This is a genomic window from Chengkuizengella marina, from assembly GCF_009910845.1.
GTDB lineage: Bacteria > Bacillota > Bacilli > Paenibacillales > KCTC-33759 > Chengkuizengella > Chengkuizengella marina.
In genome coordinates, this window is the sequence record NZ_SIJB01000018.1 from 1 (window position 1) to 18,706 (window position 18,706).

12 protein-coding genes, 1 pseudogene, 1 riboswitch and 1 other annotated feature are annotated in these 18,706 nt (G+C 33.0%); of the genes and pseudogenes, 2 read left to right on the forward strand and 11 right to left on the reverse strand.

The window, feature by feature from the left end; genetic code table 11:
* Positions 1–281: 281 nt before the first annotated feature.
* From murC to ERL59_RS07465, 10 genes and pseudogenes are all read right to left on the reverse strand, one after another.
* Positions 282–1,667 carry a UDP-N-acetylmuramate--L-alanine ligase gene (gene murC, locus ERL59_RS07420; protein ID WP_268894503.1) on the reverse strand — a complete coding sequence of 462 codons (1,386 nt, stop codon included), beginning with the start codon at positions 1,665–1,667 and terminating at the stop codon, positions 282–284.
* A 7-nt stretch (positions 1,668–1,674) separates the two neighbouring features.
* The gene (locus ERL59_RS07425) at positions 1,675–3,018 is read right to left on the reverse strand and encodes a bifunctional folylpolyglutamate synthase/dihydrofolate synthase (protein WP_235929827.1); all 1,344 of its coding nucleotides are present in this window, start codon (positions 3,016–3,018) and stop codon (positions 1,675–1,677) included.
* Between the two features lie 28 nt (positions 3,019–3,046).
* Positions 3,047–5,707, reverse strand: coding sequence for a valine--tRNA ligase (locus ERL59_RS07430; protein WP_160645571.1), 2,661 nt, complete (start codon positions 5,705–5,707; stop codon positions 3,047–3,049).
* Between the two features lie 48 nt (positions 5,708–5,755).
* Positions 5,756–6,001: a binding site (T-box leader), on the reverse strand.
* A gap of 420 nt (positions 6,002–6,421) precedes the next feature.
* Positions 6,422–7,711 (reverse strand): annotated as a pseudogene (locus ERL59_RS07435) (IS3 family transposase).
* Between the two features lie 102 nt (positions 7,712–7,813).
* Positions 7,814–9,490 (reverse strand): LysM peptidoglycan-binding domain-containing protein, encoded by a 1,677-nt coding sequence (locus ERL59_RS21405; RefSeq protein ID WP_160645572.1) that lies wholly within the window; start codon positions 9,488–9,490, stop codon positions 7,814–7,816.
* 221 nt (positions 9,491–9,711) lie between these two features.
* A complete protein-coding gene (locus tag ERL59_RS07445; protein WP_160645573.1) occupies positions 9,712–11,097 on the reverse strand; it encodes a sensor histidine kinase in 1,386 nt (461 codons plus the stop codon).
* Positions 11,097–11,795: a response regulator transcription factor gene (locus ERL59_RS07450; RefSeq protein WP_160645574.1), complete on the reverse strand. Its 699-nt coding sequence runs from the start codon at positions 11,793–11,795 to the stop codon at positions 11,097–11,099. The genes ERL59_RS07445 and ERL59_RS07450 overlap by 1 nt, the downstream gene beginning before the upstream one ends.
* A gap of 29 nt (positions 11,796–11,824) precedes the next feature.
* Positions 11,825–13,057, reverse strand: a complete 1,233-nt coding sequence (locus tag ERL59_RS07455) for an FG-GAP repeat domain-containing protein (protein ID WP_160645575.1) — start codon at positions 13,055–13,057, stop codon at positions 11,825–11,827.
* 22 nt (positions 13,058–13,079) lie between these two features.
* Positions 13,080–14,306 (reverse strand): hypothetical protein, encoded by a 1,227-nt coding sequence (locus ERL59_RS07460; RefSeq protein ID WP_160645576.1) that lies wholly within the window; start codon positions 14,304–14,306, stop codon positions 13,080–13,082.
* A 69-nt stretch (positions 14,307–14,375) separates the two neighbouring features.
* Positions 14,376–15,608, reverse strand: a complete 1,233-nt coding sequence (locus ERL59_RS07465; protein ID WP_160645577.1) for a VCBS repeat-containing protein — start codon at positions 15,606–15,608, stop codon at positions 14,376–14,378.
* Between the two features lie 393 nt (positions 15,609–16,001).
* Here ERL59_RS07465 and ERL59_RS07470 point away from each other — a divergent pair, with 393 nt between their 5' ends.
* Positions 16,002–16,973 carry a S8 family peptidase gene (locus ERL59_RS07470; protein WP_160645578.1) on the forward strand — a complete coding sequence of 324 codons (972 nt, stop codon included), beginning with the start codon at positions 16,002–16,004 and terminating at the stop codon, positions 16,971–16,973.
* 70 nt (positions 16,974–17,043) lie between these two features.
* On the opposite strand, the gene ERL59_RS07475 is transcribed toward ERL59_RS07470, so the two are convergent.
* Positions 17,044–18,138: a DNA alkylation repair protein gene (locus ERL59_RS07475; protein ID WP_160645579.1), complete on the reverse strand. Its 1,095-nt coding sequence runs from the start codon at positions 18,136–18,138 to the stop codon at positions 17,044–17,046.
* A gap of 152 nt (positions 18,139–18,290) precedes the next feature.
* Positions 18,291–18,388, forward strand: a riboswitch (purine riboswitch).
* A 98-nt stretch (positions 18,389–18,486) separates the two neighbouring features.
* Between ERL59_RS07475 and ERL59_RS07480 the strand changes: the two genes are divergently transcribed.
* The gene (locus tag ERL59_RS07480) at positions 18,487–18,651 is read left to right on the forward strand and encodes a XapX domain-containing protein (RefSeq protein ID WP_160645580.1); all 165 of its coding nucleotides are present in this window, start codon (positions 18,487–18,489) and stop codon (positions 18,649–18,651) included.
* Positions 18,652–18,706: the final 55 nt, after the last annotated feature.

An 18,706-nucleotide genomic window follows, 5' to 3' on the forward strand; every position in this document is an offset into this window, starting at 1 on the left:
CAAAGGCTGTAGAAGAAAATAAAAAAGACAAAATAAATAAGACTGAAAATATGATTCCTCTTCTCAATTTTAACTCCCCCTGATGTTCTGTTATATATGTAATCTGAAGCACAATAACTATACACTATCATATATGATTTTAAAAGAACATACTAAATGTACAGAATATATGATTTTTTCATTACTTTTTCATTACTTCTATAAGAAAATTGTATAAAAAAACGCTCAAAATGATCACTCATCAGGATCATTTGAACGTCTTGTTAATTTTGAATATTGATTTAAGTATCAAATTTCTCTTTTAATGATGCAACTAATTCTTCTGCCGCCTTCCAAATATCTCCCGCTCCCATTGTTATAACAAGATCATCCCTTTGGGCATTTTGACTCAAATAAGCTGTGACTTCCTCCTTCGCAGCTATATGCTTTACGTTTGAATTACTGTTTTTACGAATGAGTTCAACCAGTTTTTCAGAATTAATGCCTTCAATTTGCTTTTCCCCAGCAGGTGAATAAATATCTGTAATAATGACTTCATCTGCTTCATGAAATGCCTTGCTAAATTGTTCAAAAAGGAAGTAAGTTCTAGTGTATCTTTGAGGTTGAAACACTGCGATTATACGTTTCTCTGTAGCTTTAGCAGCAGAAATTGTCGCTTGAATTTCCGTTGGATGATGTGCATAGTCATCAATTACCAATATATCATTTACTTCCCCTAAAACTTGAAAGCGACGTTTAGCTCCTCGAAACATCTTAATTTCTTTTGCAATTTGTTCTGGTGTTAAACCCGCAAGAGAACATACAATGTATGTAGCTAAGGCATTATATACATTGTGTGTGCCAGGGACAGGAAGTTCTACATTAATTAATGTTTTACCTTTATGGTCAACATCAAATTTGATTTTTCGATCCCCTAATTGGACGTTTGTGGCTCTATAATCTGCATCTGTTTTAATACCATAAGTGATAATATCTCCACGCAAGTCATTTTTCATCTCTTGCAAATATGGATCATCCAAACAAACAATCGATTTTCCCCCGTCTTTTACTTGACTCAAAAATCGAGCATATGCTTGTTTCAATTTCATAAAATCCCCATCATAATTTTCCAAGTGATCTGCTTCTATGTTTGTGACAATAGCGATTGATGGGTGATATTGTAAAAATGATCCATCACTTTCATCTGCTTCTGCAACAACATATTCACCAGTACCAGCTTTCGCATTACTGTCTACATTTACAATTTCTCCGCCAATAATATAAGTAGGGTCTAAGTTGTTTTTTTCCATAACAAGAGCAATCATAGAGGATGTTGTCGTTTTACCATGCGCACCTGCGATGGCAATTCCTTGTTTCTCATTCATTAATTTTGCCAACATTTGTGCTCTGTGCAAGACAGGAATTTTCAACTTTTCCGCTTCAACCATTTCTACATTATCTTTAGACAAAGCAGTTGAATAAACAACCATGTCTGCTCCTTGGACATTATTAGGTTCATGTCCTATAAAGACCCTAGCCCCTTTTGCAATTAATTTATCTGTTAAATCCTTGCTAGTGACATCCGATCCTGTGACTCGATATCCCATTTCCAGCATGACCCGTGCGATTGCACTCATGCCATAACCACCAATCCCGATAAAATGGACATGTTCAGAAGAGTTATTCAATGTATTTTCACCAACCTTTTTCAGAGTCAGGGTATTGTAATAATTTAGAACGAACATCAGAAATTAAATACAGAGTTCCTGTAACAACTGCAAGATCATCTTTATTCGTTTCCTCAATTAAATATTTAAGTGCTTTCTTCCAGTCAGACTCAATAATAATCTCAAGATCAATATTTTTGTTTTTCGTTAATTCTTTTGTAATGTCAAATAATTTTTGAGCATCACATTTATTTCTAAAATCAGGCTCGGTTATCACCAATGTATTAACTACTGGTAGTATATGTTCTAAGTACCCACGATGATTCTTTGAATCAAGCATTCCTAGCATAAAATGGACTTTTGTACCTGTGTATAAATCCTTCAATGTTTTTGCTAAATATTCAGCACCTTCCTCATTATGTGCTCCATCTATTAAAATACGTGGATTTGAACCAACAAATTCAAGTCTTCCTGGCCACTTCATCTTTCTAAAACCAAGTCTAAGATCATCTTCTTCAACAATAAGTGCCTGATATTGTCTCAACACTTCTATAACCATTAATGCAACGGATGCATTCTTAAATTGATGTTCTCCTATATTAGTAATCGTGATGGAATCGATAGAACGAAAAGGACTTTGAAAATGAAAGCTTTGTTTTTCTTCACACATGCTTATGATGTCATACTGAAACTGTTCGTTTAACAAGTATAATGTACTTCGATTTTCTGCAGCAGTTTGTCTTATTACATCAATCGCTTCTTTTTGTTCTACAGCACTAATTACTGGAATGCCCGGTTTAATAATGCCTGCTTTCTGCACTGAGATTTGTGAAATGGTATCACCAAGTATATCCATATGATCGTGACCGATGTTTGTAATCACAGACGCAATAGGGTTAACGATATTTGTTGAATCGTACAATCCACCCAATCCTGTTTCCAAAATAACATAATCAGGGTAACTAATCTTTGAAAAATACAGTATTGCCAAGGTTGTCGTGATTTCAAACATGGTAGGTGAGCCTAGTTCCGTTTTGGCAATTTCATCTACTATAGGCTTAATTTCATTTGTTAAAAATAATACATCTTCTTCTGAAATATCTTCACCGTTCATTTGTATGCGATCTGTAAACCTTTGAATATAAGGGGATGTAAACATCCCCACATCATACCCTGCTTCTTGCAAAACTTGATTAAGAAATGCGCAAGTAGACCCCTTACCGTTTGTACCTGCTACATGTATAAACTTTAACCTGCGATGAGGATTACCTAACCTTTCCATGAATACCTTCATTCTTTCCAACCCAGGTTTGATGCCAAATGAAATGCTGCTGTTAATCCAATCTCTTGCTTCAATATAGCTATTAAACATAATGACCATCCTTTCAGATAAAGCGAAACTATCCCTGTAATCCTTTTATCCGCTCTAACACTTTTGTTCTCTTTTCAGAATAGTCGACTTGTTTTGCTTTTTCTTCCTCAATGACTTTAGCAGGTGCTTTTGCAATAAAACCTTGATTTGAAAGTTTCTTATCTACCCGTTCCACTTCTTTGTTTAACGTTTCAATTTCTTTTTCTAATCGTTTTATTTCCTGTTCAATATTAATTAAACCTGCAAGTGGCAGATATATTTCTGCTCCTGTTACTACAGCTGACATCGCTTTTTCAGGCGTCTGCAAGTTGATATTCAATTCCAGCTTGGATGGATTACAAAATCTTGAAATATAGGTATTATTATTTTCCAAGATAGATAATACTTGTTCATCTTTTGGTTTAATGCATAATTCAATTTCTTTGCTCATCGGTACGTTTACTTCAGCTCTAATGTTCCTAACAGAACGTATGATGTCCATTAACAAATTCATTTGTTCTACAGATTCAGGAATAACCCTAGCTTTATCAAACTGTGGCCACTCTGCTATTACAATAGACTCACCTTGATGAGGTAAATGCTGCCAAATCTCTTCACTAATAAACGGCATAAAAGGATGAATTAAACGCATCGTTTGATCTAATACATAACTTAAGACAGATTGTGTTTGTTTCTTTGCAACCTCATCTTCACCATATAGATTTAATTTTGCAATCTCAACGTACCAATCACAGAAGTCGTCCCAAATAAAATTATATAATAATCGTCCAGTTTCACCAAAATCATAACTATTCATAAGGCGTGTAACACCTTGAATCGTTTCATTTAACCGATGTAAAATCCATTGATCTGCTGTATCTAAATCTCGTGTTAAATCTATATCTTCATAAGTAAATCCTTCTAAATTCATTAATGCAAATCGAGATGCATTCCAAATTTTATTGGCGAAGTTACGAGCTTGCTCAACCTTTTCCCAGTGAAAACGTAAGTCTTGACCTGGTGTACTACCTGTTGAAATCATAAATCTCATCGCATCTGCACCATACTTCTCTATGATTTCAAGTGGGTCTACTCCATTCCCTAAAGATTTTGACATTTTTCGCCCTTCTGAATCTCTAACTAATCCATGAATTAATACATCTTTAAATGGATTTTGATCCGTGAATTCCAATCCACTAAAGATCATCCTTGCTACCCAGAAGTAGATGATATCATATCCAGTTACTAGAACATCTGTAGGATAGTAACGTTTTAAATCCTCAGATTCCACAGGCCATCCTAAAGTAGAAAATGGCCACAAAGCAGAACTGAACCAAGTATCTAATACATCTTCATCTTGTTTAAGGTTGTTACTAGCACACTTAGAGCAGGATAAAACCTCTTCTCCTGATACAGTGATCTCACCACAGTCTTCGCAGTACCACGCTGGAATACGATGTCCCCACCATAATTGTCTTGAGATACACCAATCACGAACATTTTCAATCCAACCTAAATAAATTTTTTCAAACCTTTCAGGTATGAATTTTACTCCCTGATTAGACTTCTGTTCTTTAATTGCTGCTTCTGCTAATGGTTCCATTTTTACAAACCACTGTGTAGATAAATAAGGTTCTACTACAGCTCCACTTCGTTCACTGTGACCTACCTGATGAACATGTTCCTCTATATGAACTAGCACTCCTTGTTCTTCAAGATCTTTGACAATTTGTTTTCGACAATCAAAACGGTCCAAACCTTGATATTTCCCAGCGTTTTCATTCATTTTCCCTGTTTCATCCATTACAAGGACTTGTGGTAATTCATGACGTTGACCGATCTCAAAATCATTTGGATCATGGGCAGGTGTAATTTTAACTGCACCACTACCAAACTCTTTTTCAACGTATTGATCTGCTATGACAGGAATTTCTCTTCCTATAATCGGTAATCGTATTTTTTTACCAATCATATCTTGATATCTTTCATCACTAGGATAAACTGCAACAGCGGTATCCCCTAACATCGTTTCAGGACGTGTTGTAGCAACTGTAATCGTTCCACTTCCATCAGCAAGCGGGTATTGTAAATGATATAATTTTCCTTGTACTTCCTTATATTCAACCTCTATATCTGAAAGTGCAGTTGCTGCTGTTGGATCCCAATTAATGATATATTTACCTCGATAAATATACCCTTTTTCATATAGTTTCACGAATACTTCACGTACAGCTTTGGAGAGACCTTCATCTAATGTAAATCTTTCTTTAGAATAGTCTAGTGATAAGCCCATTTTACTCCATTGATCGCGAATTTTATTCGCATACTTCTCTTTCCATTCCCAGGTTTTTTCTATAAATTTCTCTCTACCTAAAATGTGGCCTGAAGTTCCTTCTTCTCGAAGTTTTTGTTCTACTTTTGCTTGGGTCGCAATACCAGCATGGTCAGCACCTGGAAGCCATAATGTATCATAACCCTGCATTCGTTTCATTCGAATTAATATATCTTGCAATGTAAAGTCCAATGCATGACCGATATGCAACATTCCTGTTACGTTAGGGGGTGGAATTACAATAGTATAAGTTTCCGCATCTTTTCTTTTCCCTGCTTCAAAATATTTATTTTCTAACCAATAATCATACCATTTCTGTTCCGCATCTTTTGGATTATAAGTTGTAGGCATTTCAATACTAGATTTTTGCTCTGACATTTTATTTCCCTCCTGTTTTAATTTTTAAAACAAAAAAAACCCTCATCCTCAAAGGACGAAAGGTTTTGCTTCCGTGGTACCACCTTAATTTCGTTTCATCATAACATGAAACGACACTCAAACAGATAACGGCTGTGACCGGCATTCATTTGATTGTTCATCAAAAAAACTTTGAAAAACGATCTATTTGCAACTCCAGGGCGACTTCAGCAGTTACATCCTACGAAACCTCACAGCCTAGGGTTCCGTTCTCTGAAGGTTTAGCTACTTACTACTCCCTATCTTCGTTTTTTAATTTTATAACTCATATCATACCCATGTTCTTTCATTCAGTCAATATTTTCTACAATTTTTATTATATTATCATCATAACCAACTTTACTACGTTCATAAACATAAAGTATATACTCCAAAAAAAACAACTTAAGTAATCAATTTAAACATCCTCAAGCTAAAAAAAGAAGTTCACAAGAAGAAATGTGAGGTGATATTGTGAGGCAAACATGGTGGAAGATTAGATTCACAATTAAAGGAGTTCTTTTTCCTCTAATATGCCTTCAATTTTTTCGAACATTAATTATTCCAAATCCATTAGATGTATTTATTTTATTTATATTGTTTTTAGTATTTTTAGCACTTCTTTTAAATATAGTGTAAAAATATAAAAACCGCCCTTGATGTGAAGTGACCCCATAAAGTTAGACAGATTATATATTAAGCAATTTGTTTGGCATGGATTCGATATTGAATCGGACTCATGCCTTTTAAGTGTTCAATGCTTTCAAAATCATTTAAGTAAAGAAATTCAGACTTCAGAATCCCAAAGAAATTCTCTATAACAGCGTTATCGTAACAGTTTCCTTTACGTGACATGCTTTGTTTAATCCCTCGTTCTTTTAAGGCGTGATGATACTGTTTCATCTGATAATGCCATCCTTGATCGGAATGGATCATTAAATTTTCATCTCCTGTTAATCGTTTAAATGACTGATTTAACATGTCTGAAACAAGTGAGTATGTTGGCCTGGAAGCCATTGTATACGTAACGATTTCACCATTATATAAATCAAGAATAGGAGATAGATAGAGCTTCTCTCCAAACAATTTAAACTCAGTAATATCCGTCACCCATTTTCTCATTAGGCTTGTCTGCCTTAAAATTACGATCTAATATATTGGGTGCAATCTTGCCTACTTTACCTTTGTAAGAACGATACTTCTTTATTCTAACAAGACTTTTTAAACCTAAATCCTTCATAATACGTTGCACTTTCTTATGGTTCACTTTGTATCCACGATTCGCAAGTTCATCACGAATACGACGGTATCCATAACGACCCTGATGTTCATCATAAATCTCCTGAATCAGCACTTTAAATTTTGCATCTTTATCAGGGCTAGCTAATTGTTTTACCCAGTAGTAATAAGTACTCCGAGGAATACCTGCCAATTCGATCAGTGATTTCACCGGAAATTCGTTCCTTAGTTCATAGACTACTTGCGCTTTGTCTTTTTTGGTGATTTTTCCTTGTTTTGAACTAAGGCATTCAACTTTTTTAAGTAAGCATTCTCCATACGTAAACGCTCTACTTCTTCCTGTAATTCTTCTACATATCCTTTTGATTTAGTAGATTTTTTTATTTCTTTTTTCATGGATGGACGCCCCTTTTTGCTTGATTGTAGGCCGTCAATCCCTTCTTTTTCATATACCCTTTTCCATTTTCTAATGGTACTAGGTTGAGGTATATTAAAGATAGCTGCAGCTTCATTAGGTGACGTCCCATTTTCGTTCATATAACTTAGTACGTCTAGTTTATACTGTATAGAATAATTTGTATAGGATGTTTTCAAAGCTTCTATACCGTGATGTTCATACTGTTTCACCCAGTTCATTACTACAGATTTACTTGTATTTAATTCTTTCGCTATTGTATTAAAACTTTTAAGCTCTTGTAAAAATCCATTAACAGCACCTAACTTGTCCTCTAATGTGAATTTTGACATAGAAAAACTGCACCTCCAATTATTAGATAATGTCTAACAATTGGGGTGCAGTTCAGATGATTCAGATCATCGTGGACGGTTTTTTCATTCATAATAAAATGTTTATTTTTGAGGAATATAAATAACCTGACCTGCAAATACATCTTCTTGGTCACTAAACCGGTTGTATAGCAATATTTCCCTTGGATTTAATTCATATTTATTTGCTATTGATTCTAAGGTCTCTTCCTTCTGGACAATACACATTCTAACTTTTTTAAATTTATGTGTTTCCTCTTCTTCTGTTAAAAATAATTTTTTCCATTCTAATCCATCATTTCTCGCCTCTGTTTCATCTAAGTTTTCCTTATTTTCCAAATCAGATAATTCATCTGTATTTCTGTTCTCATTCGTATCATCTTCTTTTTCTTTTTTATGTAATAAAGATTTTAATTTACTGGAAAATTTATTTTCTGTAGACTCTTCATTTGATGATTTCTTACTTAGAAATGCAATTTTGAATTTGGAAGTCTTACTTTCTTCTTGTTGGTTCTCAACTTCTTCAACAGCTTCTACATTTGAATTATCCTCTAACTCTATTTCCTCAATATCTGTTGTATTCTCTATATTTTCTTTTTTTGTTTTTTTGGCCTCAGATTTGACTTGTTTCTTATCTATTTCTTCTTTAGCTTCCTCTTTTATTTCTTTCTTAATTTCTTTTTTCATTTCAATTTTCATTTCTACTTTTTTATGGGCAGGTTTTTCTTTTTTTTCTTCCTTAACTTCTTCTATCGGTTCTTTCTTTTCCATTTTTGGTTTAACTTCTAACTCTTCAACTTCTTTAATTGGCTCTTTTCTATTTTTATCAGCTTTCCCTAGTTTTTCTAGAATTGGTTTAATGGGATTGGGTAACTTACTTTTTTCTTTACCTGCCACATCACTTTTCTCTTCTTTCACAGGTAATTCTTTTGTTTCTTTCACTGCCTCTTCTTTTGTTTCTTTGGCTACTTTTTCTTTTGTTTCTTTCATTGCTTTTTCTTTAATTTCTTTCTCTGCCTTTTCCTTTGTTTCTTTGATTGCTTCTTTTTTCGGTTCTTTTACTTCTTCTTTTTTCAATTGAATTTTCATTTCAACTTTTTTTTCAATGACTGGTTTCTCTTTAGGTTTCTCCTCTTTTTCTTCTTTTACTTCTTCGATTTTTTCAACTGGAGCTTCTTCTTCCACTTCTTTTTCTAAAGCCTCGACAACTGGTTCTTTGCGTGGTTTTTCAAACCTAGGAATATCTCCTTTTGCCTCCATAGGATTGAAGTTTCGAGCCGTCGTTTCTTCCATAAATGGTGCTTCTGTTTCTCCACTCCATTCTGGCTTGTTTTCATTTGAATGATGAACAAAAACTGACTCCTCAATATTATTCCAGTGATCATCTTGATTCGATTGAACTTCTATTCCAACTAAAGAAAGAACACCTGATACATTTAAATTCCTTGTGGAAAGTAAATCTATATCAAAGTTTTCAATTTCAACTCCAATTTCCTCTAAACTGTGAATTCGATTTAAAGGTAATGTTATGTCAACTGGAATAAAATGCTCTAGTATTCTTTTATTATGTTTATCTTTGATACCTACATATTGACCTGAAAGTATTAATTTACCTACTAAATTTGCTTGATCTCCTCTTGTTTCTAATTGTATATCCGGGATTAATTCAATATCGTCTAAATCTTGAATTCCCTCAATATCTTCAGGTAAATGCACTCTCTCAAAAATATCAAATCGTAGTCCTTTTGGCTGATCATTCACATTAAATCCTCCTCTCAATAAAATAAACCTGTTTTATTCCTCATTAAATTTATGCTTGTAAAGTTAGCTCGGTACTTGTTGCATTTATATGGAATAAATCATCTCTCTATAAATTTATATGGATAAAGGAGGATAACCATGACTACTTTTTATACTTTGAAATCATATGTGTTTTTAAAATAGGCTACTACTACTATTTGTAAAGCATAAGATTCAAAAAATCACTGCTTAGGAAGTGAAACCGTAACAGTAGTACCTTCATTCTTACTACTTTCAATATCAAGGTGTCCTTGATGAAGTTCAATGATCTTCTGACAAATTGCTAGACCAAGACCTGTACCACTTTTATTAGCATCTACTTGATAGAACATTTTAGTAACCGAATTGAGTTGAACTTCATCAATTCCAATACCTTCATCAATAACATCAAACTTTACATCTTTATCACTTTCTTCAATTTTTAAAGTGATTGTTGTTTCTTCATGAGAATATTTAATCGCATTATCTAATAAATTGATTAATACTTGTTTAAGACGATTTTTATCTCCTGTGATATATAGTTCTTGATGATATTGAAATGAAATGTTTATGTTCTTTTCCTTCAATTTTGTTTTCATCTGTAAAATGACTTCATTCATTAATTTAGTTAAATTAAAAGGTTTTTTATTTAATGTAAGAGAATTGGTTTGATACCTTGAAAAATCTAATAACTCTTCAACCAAACCTATCAACCTTTCTGTTTCATCCTGAATAGTATGCAGACCTTCCATTGTTTCCTGTTTATCTGATAAATTTCCAGATGCAATCGTTTCACTCCAACCTTTAATACTCGTTAGTGGTGTTCTAATTTCATGAGAAATAGAAGAGATAAATTCATTTTTCATTTTTTCATTTTTAGTTAGCTCATCTGCCATTGTATTAAACGTTTTTGCCAATGTTCCGATCTCATCAATATAGGTTTCTTTAATTTTACTTTGAAAATCACCCTTTGCTATCTTTTCTGATGCTAGTGTTAATTCGTTAATTGGCTTAGCAATAGATTTAGCTAAAGTAACACTTACAAAAAATATAATCAGTAAAATGATTAAACCAATTCCGATAGAAACTGCATAAATGTTAAACACCGTTTGATTTACATTTTCAAGTGATGTAATAAATCTGAGAACTGCAAATGGCTGATCCCCTTCAAGTAATGGAGAAGAAACTGAGATAACACTTTCATTTGTTAAGAAGTGCTCCCCTTTCCAGGAGGTTTCTATTCCATTTAAAGCCTGTGTTACATCATCCGTTTTTATGACTTCGTCAACCCCAATTCCACTAGAGGTTAATAGAACTCTTCCTTGTCCGTCTATTACTTGCAGTTCTGCTCCTTCATATGAAAATTGATCTTTGATTAAATCTAAATTCCAGTCTAGATTGAATGAATTTAAACTCATGTAGCGGTTCGCGTAGGAAGAAGAAACATTCGCATGATTTTTTAATATTTTTTCTATTCCATCATAGTAATAAAAATGAATAAACGTAAGAAAAATTCCTTCTAGCAATGCAATGGTTAAAAATATGACAAGAATGTAGTGAGTTACGATTCTTTTTTTTATGCCTGACATTATTCATCACCTGTCCATTGATACCCATAGCCCCATATTGTTTTAACGAATATAGGTTGTGAGGGATCATCTTCAATTTTTTTTCTAAGTCTTCTGATGTTTACATCCACTATTTTAGCGTCTCCCACATAGTCCAATCCCCAGATTTTATCTAACAAATCGTTTCTACTTATAGGTTCTTTATTTTCCATTAATATTTTCAATAGCTGAAATTCAGTTTGAGTAAGATCAATAAGATTACCGCTTTTTTTAATCTTGTTGGTTTTTGGAAACATCTCAATCAGTGGTGGATTCACATTTTGAACCTCGGTATTCATTTCACGCGAGGAAACATTTAACCTTCTTAGCAATGACTGTATTCTAGCGATAAGCGCCTTTGGACTAAAGGGTTTATTAATGTAATCATCTGCTCCTGACAACAACCCAGTGATATGATCTGTCTCCTGTACTTTTGCAGTAAGCATGATAATACCGATGTGCTCATTAAACTCACGAATTTTATCACACACTTCAAAACCATCTATTCCAGGCAGCATCACATCCAATAAAACAACATCTATATCCTTTTCTCGATTTACAATTTCAAGTGCTTCTTCACCGTTATCTGTTTCACTAACATAAAACCCGTGTCTTTTTAAATTAATATGAATAAATCTACGTATGCTTTTTTCATCTTCAACGATCAATATTTTACTCATGTTTCCACCACCTTTTACATAACCCTTTATTACAACAAATGAAAATTTCTTTGTAAACTCTTGTTATCTACAGTTGTACAATACACGTAAGTATCTGTTCGTGCTAATTCAATCATACCTTCGAGGTTGTCCTCTTCTGATATTTGAATCACATAAATATCAAACAAAAGACTTCCATCTACAGTACTTATCAATTTGATTTCTTTAAAGTCAAGATCACTTTCAATGGTTACGTTCTGATGAGACCACGGAAAGTCAAAGCGATAACCATATTCATAGTTGTCATAACGCTCTTGTACAAATTCTAGTCCCATTTCTCCATCCCACTGATAAAAACTATCTATATACGGTGTATACGCATGTGCATCTTCAAACCCATCAGGTATTCTAGGTATACCAATTTCAATAATTCCATCACGATTTATATCTCTACTATCTAACATTGTAGCCTTATAATTTGGGAGTTCTTCATCATTAAATACACTTTTTAGCTTTAATCCATCAAATAAAAGGATATTCGTATAAAGAGAATGAGCTCCATATACATTATCTATAACGATTCCTTTTTGATCTTTAGTCACATAACCACTAAATGGATTTGCTGCAAGTATTTTAGGATTAAGAGACATAGAATCTATAATTTCCATTTCATGATTTACATAGTTGTAAATGGAAGCCTCATGTGAAGTATGATTTTCATCGAGAAGAAAAGTAGTGAGATCCACTCTCCCATCCTCATTTAAGTCATCAATCACTTTATTTGTGTATGTTGTATTAAAAATACTAATGATTTTATCCACATTGTATTGATAAACTACCAATCCTTTGTTCAAATATAAATTATCTTCTTTTTTAAAGGAGAAACCAGCTATAATATCTAAATGGCCATCATTTGTTACATCTATAAAATCTAATTCGAAGAGTTCATCGCCATCCCCTTCAAAAGTCTGAACCGCATTCCATTCCCCATTCGTTTCTTTCAGCACCAATCCTTGTACAACTGCATCTTGAGCACTTGCATAAAATAGAATAGCTTCAAGCAAACCATCCCCATCCAGATCAATCAAAGTATAGGAATTCGTGTATTTCCCTGTTACCGCTTCAAGAATTAAAGCATTACTTGGTACATAAGATTCGATAGCTTCATTAATCAAAGAAGCAGGCTGAGGAGGGGTTATCAAGGATTCATTTTTTTTTAAAAACTCACAACCAGAACTAGAAATTAAAAAAAACATAATGAGTATGAAATGTATTTTTCTCACAATGCGCCTCCATCTTATTTAATTACAATAATTGAAAACCCCTTTGCAGACTTTTATCTTTAACTGTAGTGCAATAAACATAAGTGTCTGTTCGAGCGAGCACTATCTTTCCTTCAAGTTTATCTCCTTCTGCTATAGGGATCACATAGATATCAAGTAATAGACTCTGATCTTTTGTACTGATAAATTTTATTTCTTTAAAATCAAGATCGCTTTCAATCGTCACGTGTTCTGGAAACCAAGGAAGTTCATAGCGGTAATCATAAGAATAGTTATTATATCGTTCACTAACAAACTGTAGTCCCTTGTCCCCATCCCAACGATAATAACTATCTATATACGGAATATATTTTTCATCTATATCTTCATACCCTGCAGGAATCCGAGGTATACCTATTTCGATAATTCCATCGTAATTAATGTCTTCACTATTCAACCTATACAACTTATCATTAGGTTCGTATTCCTCGTTAAAAACACTTTTTAAATTTGAACCATCAAATAACAGAATGTTTGTATAAGCAGTTTGCATTTCACTAACTACGTCAACAACAATACCTTTACCTACCTCGAAATTCACTAAGCCGCTGGCGATGTTGTAATATTCCATTATATTTGGTTTAAGTGTTAAGGAATCCATTAGCTTCAATTCATGATTTACATAATTGAATACAGAAACCTTATTTGAAATGTGATTTTCATCTAAGAGAATAACCGTAAGATCTTTCACACCATCATCATTCAAATCATCCATCACTTTATATGTGTACGACGTATAAAAATTTCTGTTGATTTTATTTCCATCGTATTGATACACTACTAACCCTCTGACTTCATAAGCATCTGAAAATGAGAAACCAGCTATGATATCTAAAATCCCATCGTTTGTTACATCAACAAAATCCAACTCATAAAGTGCATTACCATCTCCCTCAAATGTTTCAACAACGTCCCATTCTCCATTTATTTCTCTTAATACCATTCCTTGAACACTTGTTTCTCTTTTTACAGTGTAAAATGCAACAAGTTCCAATAAGCCATCTCTATCCAAATCAATTAAAGAATAAGAATTTACATAATTACCTGCTGCAGCTTTTATTATAGATGCATCACTTGGTAGAAAAGACTGAATAGCTGTATTAATCTTAGAAACCGGTTGTGGGGGTTTCATCAACGATTCGTTATTTTCAAAAGCAACACAACCAGATAATATAAAAATCATAAAAAATATAATATATCCTTTTTTCACGATACGCCTCCAAATAAGCAACTTCTTCTATAAAAAATCTATAAAAAAAACAGACCTTTATTTTCATCTTTATAGCAACTTAAACTTTCTTAGTAGTTGTTTATCATCTATGGTTGTATAATACACATTATGATTCGTTCTAGCTATTTCTATTTTCCCTGCAATTTCCTCTTCTTTTTCTGAGATCGGGACCACATAAATATCAAATAGAAGGCTTTGATTTACCGTACTGATGAATTTAACCTCTCGAAAGTTTAAACTTCTTTCAATGGTTACGTTTTGCTGCCACTCCCATGGGAAGTCAAAACTATAACCTAATGAATAGCTAGCGTATCTTTCTGCAACAAATTGTAAGACAGCTTCTCCATCCCACCGGTAAAAACTATCTATATACGGAATAAACCATTCCTCTTGATTTTCATAGCCAACAGGAACTCTTGGGATACCTATTTCAATGATTCCATCCTGATTCACATCTTCGCTATTAACCCTCAGGACCTTATCATTAGGGTTATCTTCTTCATTAAAAACACTAGTTAAAGTATTGCCATCAAATAAAAGGATGTTCGTATAACCAGAATGCTGACCATTCGCCACATCAATTACAATCCCTTTTTGCAAATTTTCAGTTACATAACCACTAAGTATGTTGTAGTAACCCATAATATAAGAAAAGAGTGGTATGGCATCCATTAATAGCATTTCATCATTTACATAATTGTAAACAAAGGCTTCATTCAAAGAATGTTCCTCATTAAGAAATGTAAGAGTAAGATCCTGTACTCCATCCTCGTTCAGATCATCAATGATTTTATAAGTATAATCAGTATTAAAAGTATTACTTATTTCATGTCCATCATATTGAAAGACGGATAAACCTCTTTCAAAATGATAATCAGTAAAAGAGAAACCAGCTATAATGTCCAGCACTCCATCGTTTGTTACATCAACAAAATCCAATTCATAAAGTGCATCTCCATCTACTTCAAACGATTGAATAACTTCCCACTCTCCATTTAGTTCTTCTAAGAACAACCCTTGAACAGTGGCATCCTTAATCTCAGAATAAAATGCAATCACTTCCAAAACACCATTCCCATCTAAATCAATGATAGTGTAAGGATCTAAAAATTCACCTGTTTCCGCCTTTAAAATAGTGGCATTACTAGGTAAAAAAGATTGTATGGCTTCGTTTATATTTAAAACAGGTGCAGGAGGATTCATTAAAGATTCATTTGTTTGGAATCCCTGGCAACCTGAACTTATAAAAACCATAATAAATAAAACTACTATGTTTCTCACAAATTGCCTCCTAAAATAGCACATTTTTTCTGCATGAATATTATATAATTTATTAGTTATCAATAAGTGACAAATGGTAACAAAAGAATGTCACACTTTTTCTTTTCAAATAGGATTGTTCAACTATTGTAATATATGTTATAATTAAAAAACCAATTTTTAACATTCTACCTCAATTTTATTTTCATCACACAAAGTTTTAATCCATTCTAAAAACTCACCTTATAATTATGACTTTTTCAAATCAACACATGCATCATTTTTTATTAATTTCAGTAAATTTATACCCATCAATAGGTTATGACCGTGCCTTCATTGTACATTCATTCATATGATGAACAAGTAGTATTTTTTTACTCATAGTTTTAAAAAATGAATAGGGAGGTTAAAAATATGGACAAAGATTTTAAACTTATCCCTTATAAAGTGGATAAGAAAAATGTGGAAGTGAATGAAATCCCCCAAGGAGTTAGGATGATTCAAGCACCAGATGTCTGGGAACAAAGTGAAAAAGGAAAAGGTATTGTAATTGCAATTATTGATACAGGTTGTGATAGAGACCATCCTGACTTAAAAGACAGAGTCATTGGGGGGAGAAATTTTACAGATGATGATAATGGAAACCCTAACAAATTTAGTGATTATATTGGACATGGAACGCATGTAGCTGGGACTATTGCAGCAAGTATAAATGGCAGTGGAGTTGTTGGTGTTGCACCTGAGGCAAGTCTCTTAATTTTAAAAGCTTTAGGAGGGAAATACGGCTCTGGAAGTTACGATTGGATTATTAATGCAATCAATTACGCAGTAGATAAAAATGTTGATATTATCTCTATGTCTTTAGGAGGTCCTCACGATATCCCTGAGTTACATCAAGCTGTAATCAATGCAGTTGAAAAAAATATATTAGTTGTTTGTGCAGCAGGGAATGAAGGAGACGGACGATCTCATACAAACGAGTATTCGTATCCTGGAAGTTACAATGAAGTTATTTCAGTAGGTGCCATTGATTTTGAAAAAAGATCAGCTAATTTTACAAATTCTAATAATGAGATTGATTTAGTCGCTCCAGGTGTAAAAGTCATTTCAACTTATCCAAGAAATAAATTCACAGAATTAAGCGGAACTTCAATGGCTACTCCCCATGTCTCAGGAGCATTAGCTCTCTTAAAAAATATTAGTGAAAAAGAGTTTGGCAGACCATTAACTGAAGCTGAACTATATGCACAATTAATAAAAAGAACCGTATCTGTCGGTTATCCAAAAACAATCGAAGGAAATGGTCTTGTTTCCTTAGCATTAGCAGATAGAATTACAGGTATTTTAAGTCCTTTATGTATGATTAATATATCCAATATATCTTAAATTGAGAAAGTTAATAAAAAGTCATATTACCACCCTAATAGGGTGGTTTTTTATCTCTTAAATAATAATTTTAAAATGATTTGATCAATTCAAATTCTCCAACTACCTTCTCAACACCATTAATTATGATAGACACTTTATGTTGTCCTGGATAATATTTTCGAGTTGTTATTACTTTAAAAGAATGATTTCTATTTATATCTTCACAATGACTAGTTAATATACGTTCAGATATTTTAAACACTTTCTTAGTTAATTGTCCATTTGCTTTTATGAAATGGATCGCATATTCAATGCGCACCTTCTCATCTATTTCTTTATTTTTTTGAAGTTGAAATGAAAAAGAAAGAGTACCGCCGATATTTACCTTCTTAGTATGTATTTGAAAATTGGTTACATCAATGTATTTAGGATCACTAAAACCGAACATTAACAACGCATCACTATCCCCAGATTTTAATAAAGTTCGTAGTGCATGTTTTACCACCCAATCCGTTTCTTTAGACTCACCTAACCATCTTTTTGCTATTTCTAATACCAACTTTGGATGATCTTTAGAAATATCATTTAAGTTATTCGCTACACTTCTTCTTACATATTCTTCTCGATCATTTTTTAACAATTCTAATATTGGAACTATCATTGATGGGTCTTTTTTAAAAGCAGGTAAAGCGATTGCCCAAGGTAATCGTGGGCGACATCCTTCACTGGCAAGTCTACGAACATGTTGATTGTCATGACTTGCCCATTCAGTCATCTTTTTCATCATTTTATTAGCATCCTTTATGATAAATGGACGGACAGCAAACTCAGACGAAGAATACTTGGTAAATTCCTCTAGTGCTATCATAGAAAATTCCCAATCATCTAATCCATATAACTCAACATAGTTAGGAAAAATCATAGGAGCAAATCCAAATTTAAATGTTACTTTTGAAGCAACTTTCATCAAAATTCCAATAGCAGTCTCATAATCTTTAGGCAATGTATCATGTAAACACTTCGTTATATGATGCATTCTTTCCTTTAATTCATATCCATCCCATTCCTCTGTTAATACTTTTGTTAAAAACAATTCCTTAGAAAATTTGGAGTCATATTTACTAATCGTATCCGTTAATTTTTCAAAAAAAACTTCATTAAATGTATTTTTTACAGGTTCCATTTGTTACATCCTCCTAAGTATTAGAAAGTGTGATGACCCTTTACCTTTATATTAACACAAAATAGGAACTAATGTTCCTTTTGCAATTTTAATATATTGACTTATTATTTTAAATGGTTTAATATATTTTACGTTCAAACTGTCAAGTATGAATTAAATAGTTGATATATATTCGTATAACCTCGTAATATGGGCGAGGGTATCTACAGAGGACCGTAAATTTCTGGCTACGAGAGAACGTTGTTTCTAACAACATTTCTCGTGGCTATTTTTGTTTCTAAAATAGTTAAAACTGATTTTGGAAATCATATTTACAACAATATACTTATTTGAGAGGTGGATTTAAAAATGAAAGAAATACTATTAAGTTTATTAGCAGGAATCATTGTAGGAATGTTATTTAAAGTACTTAAACTCCCTGCCCCTGCCCCACCAGTTTTAGCTGGTATTGTTGGTATATTTGGAGTTTATTTAGGTGGGAAACTTTTAGAGTGGGTTATGAAATTAACTTAGACGGTATATACGTGCCTTTAATTTAAAAACCTCCAACTTTATTTATACTAAAATA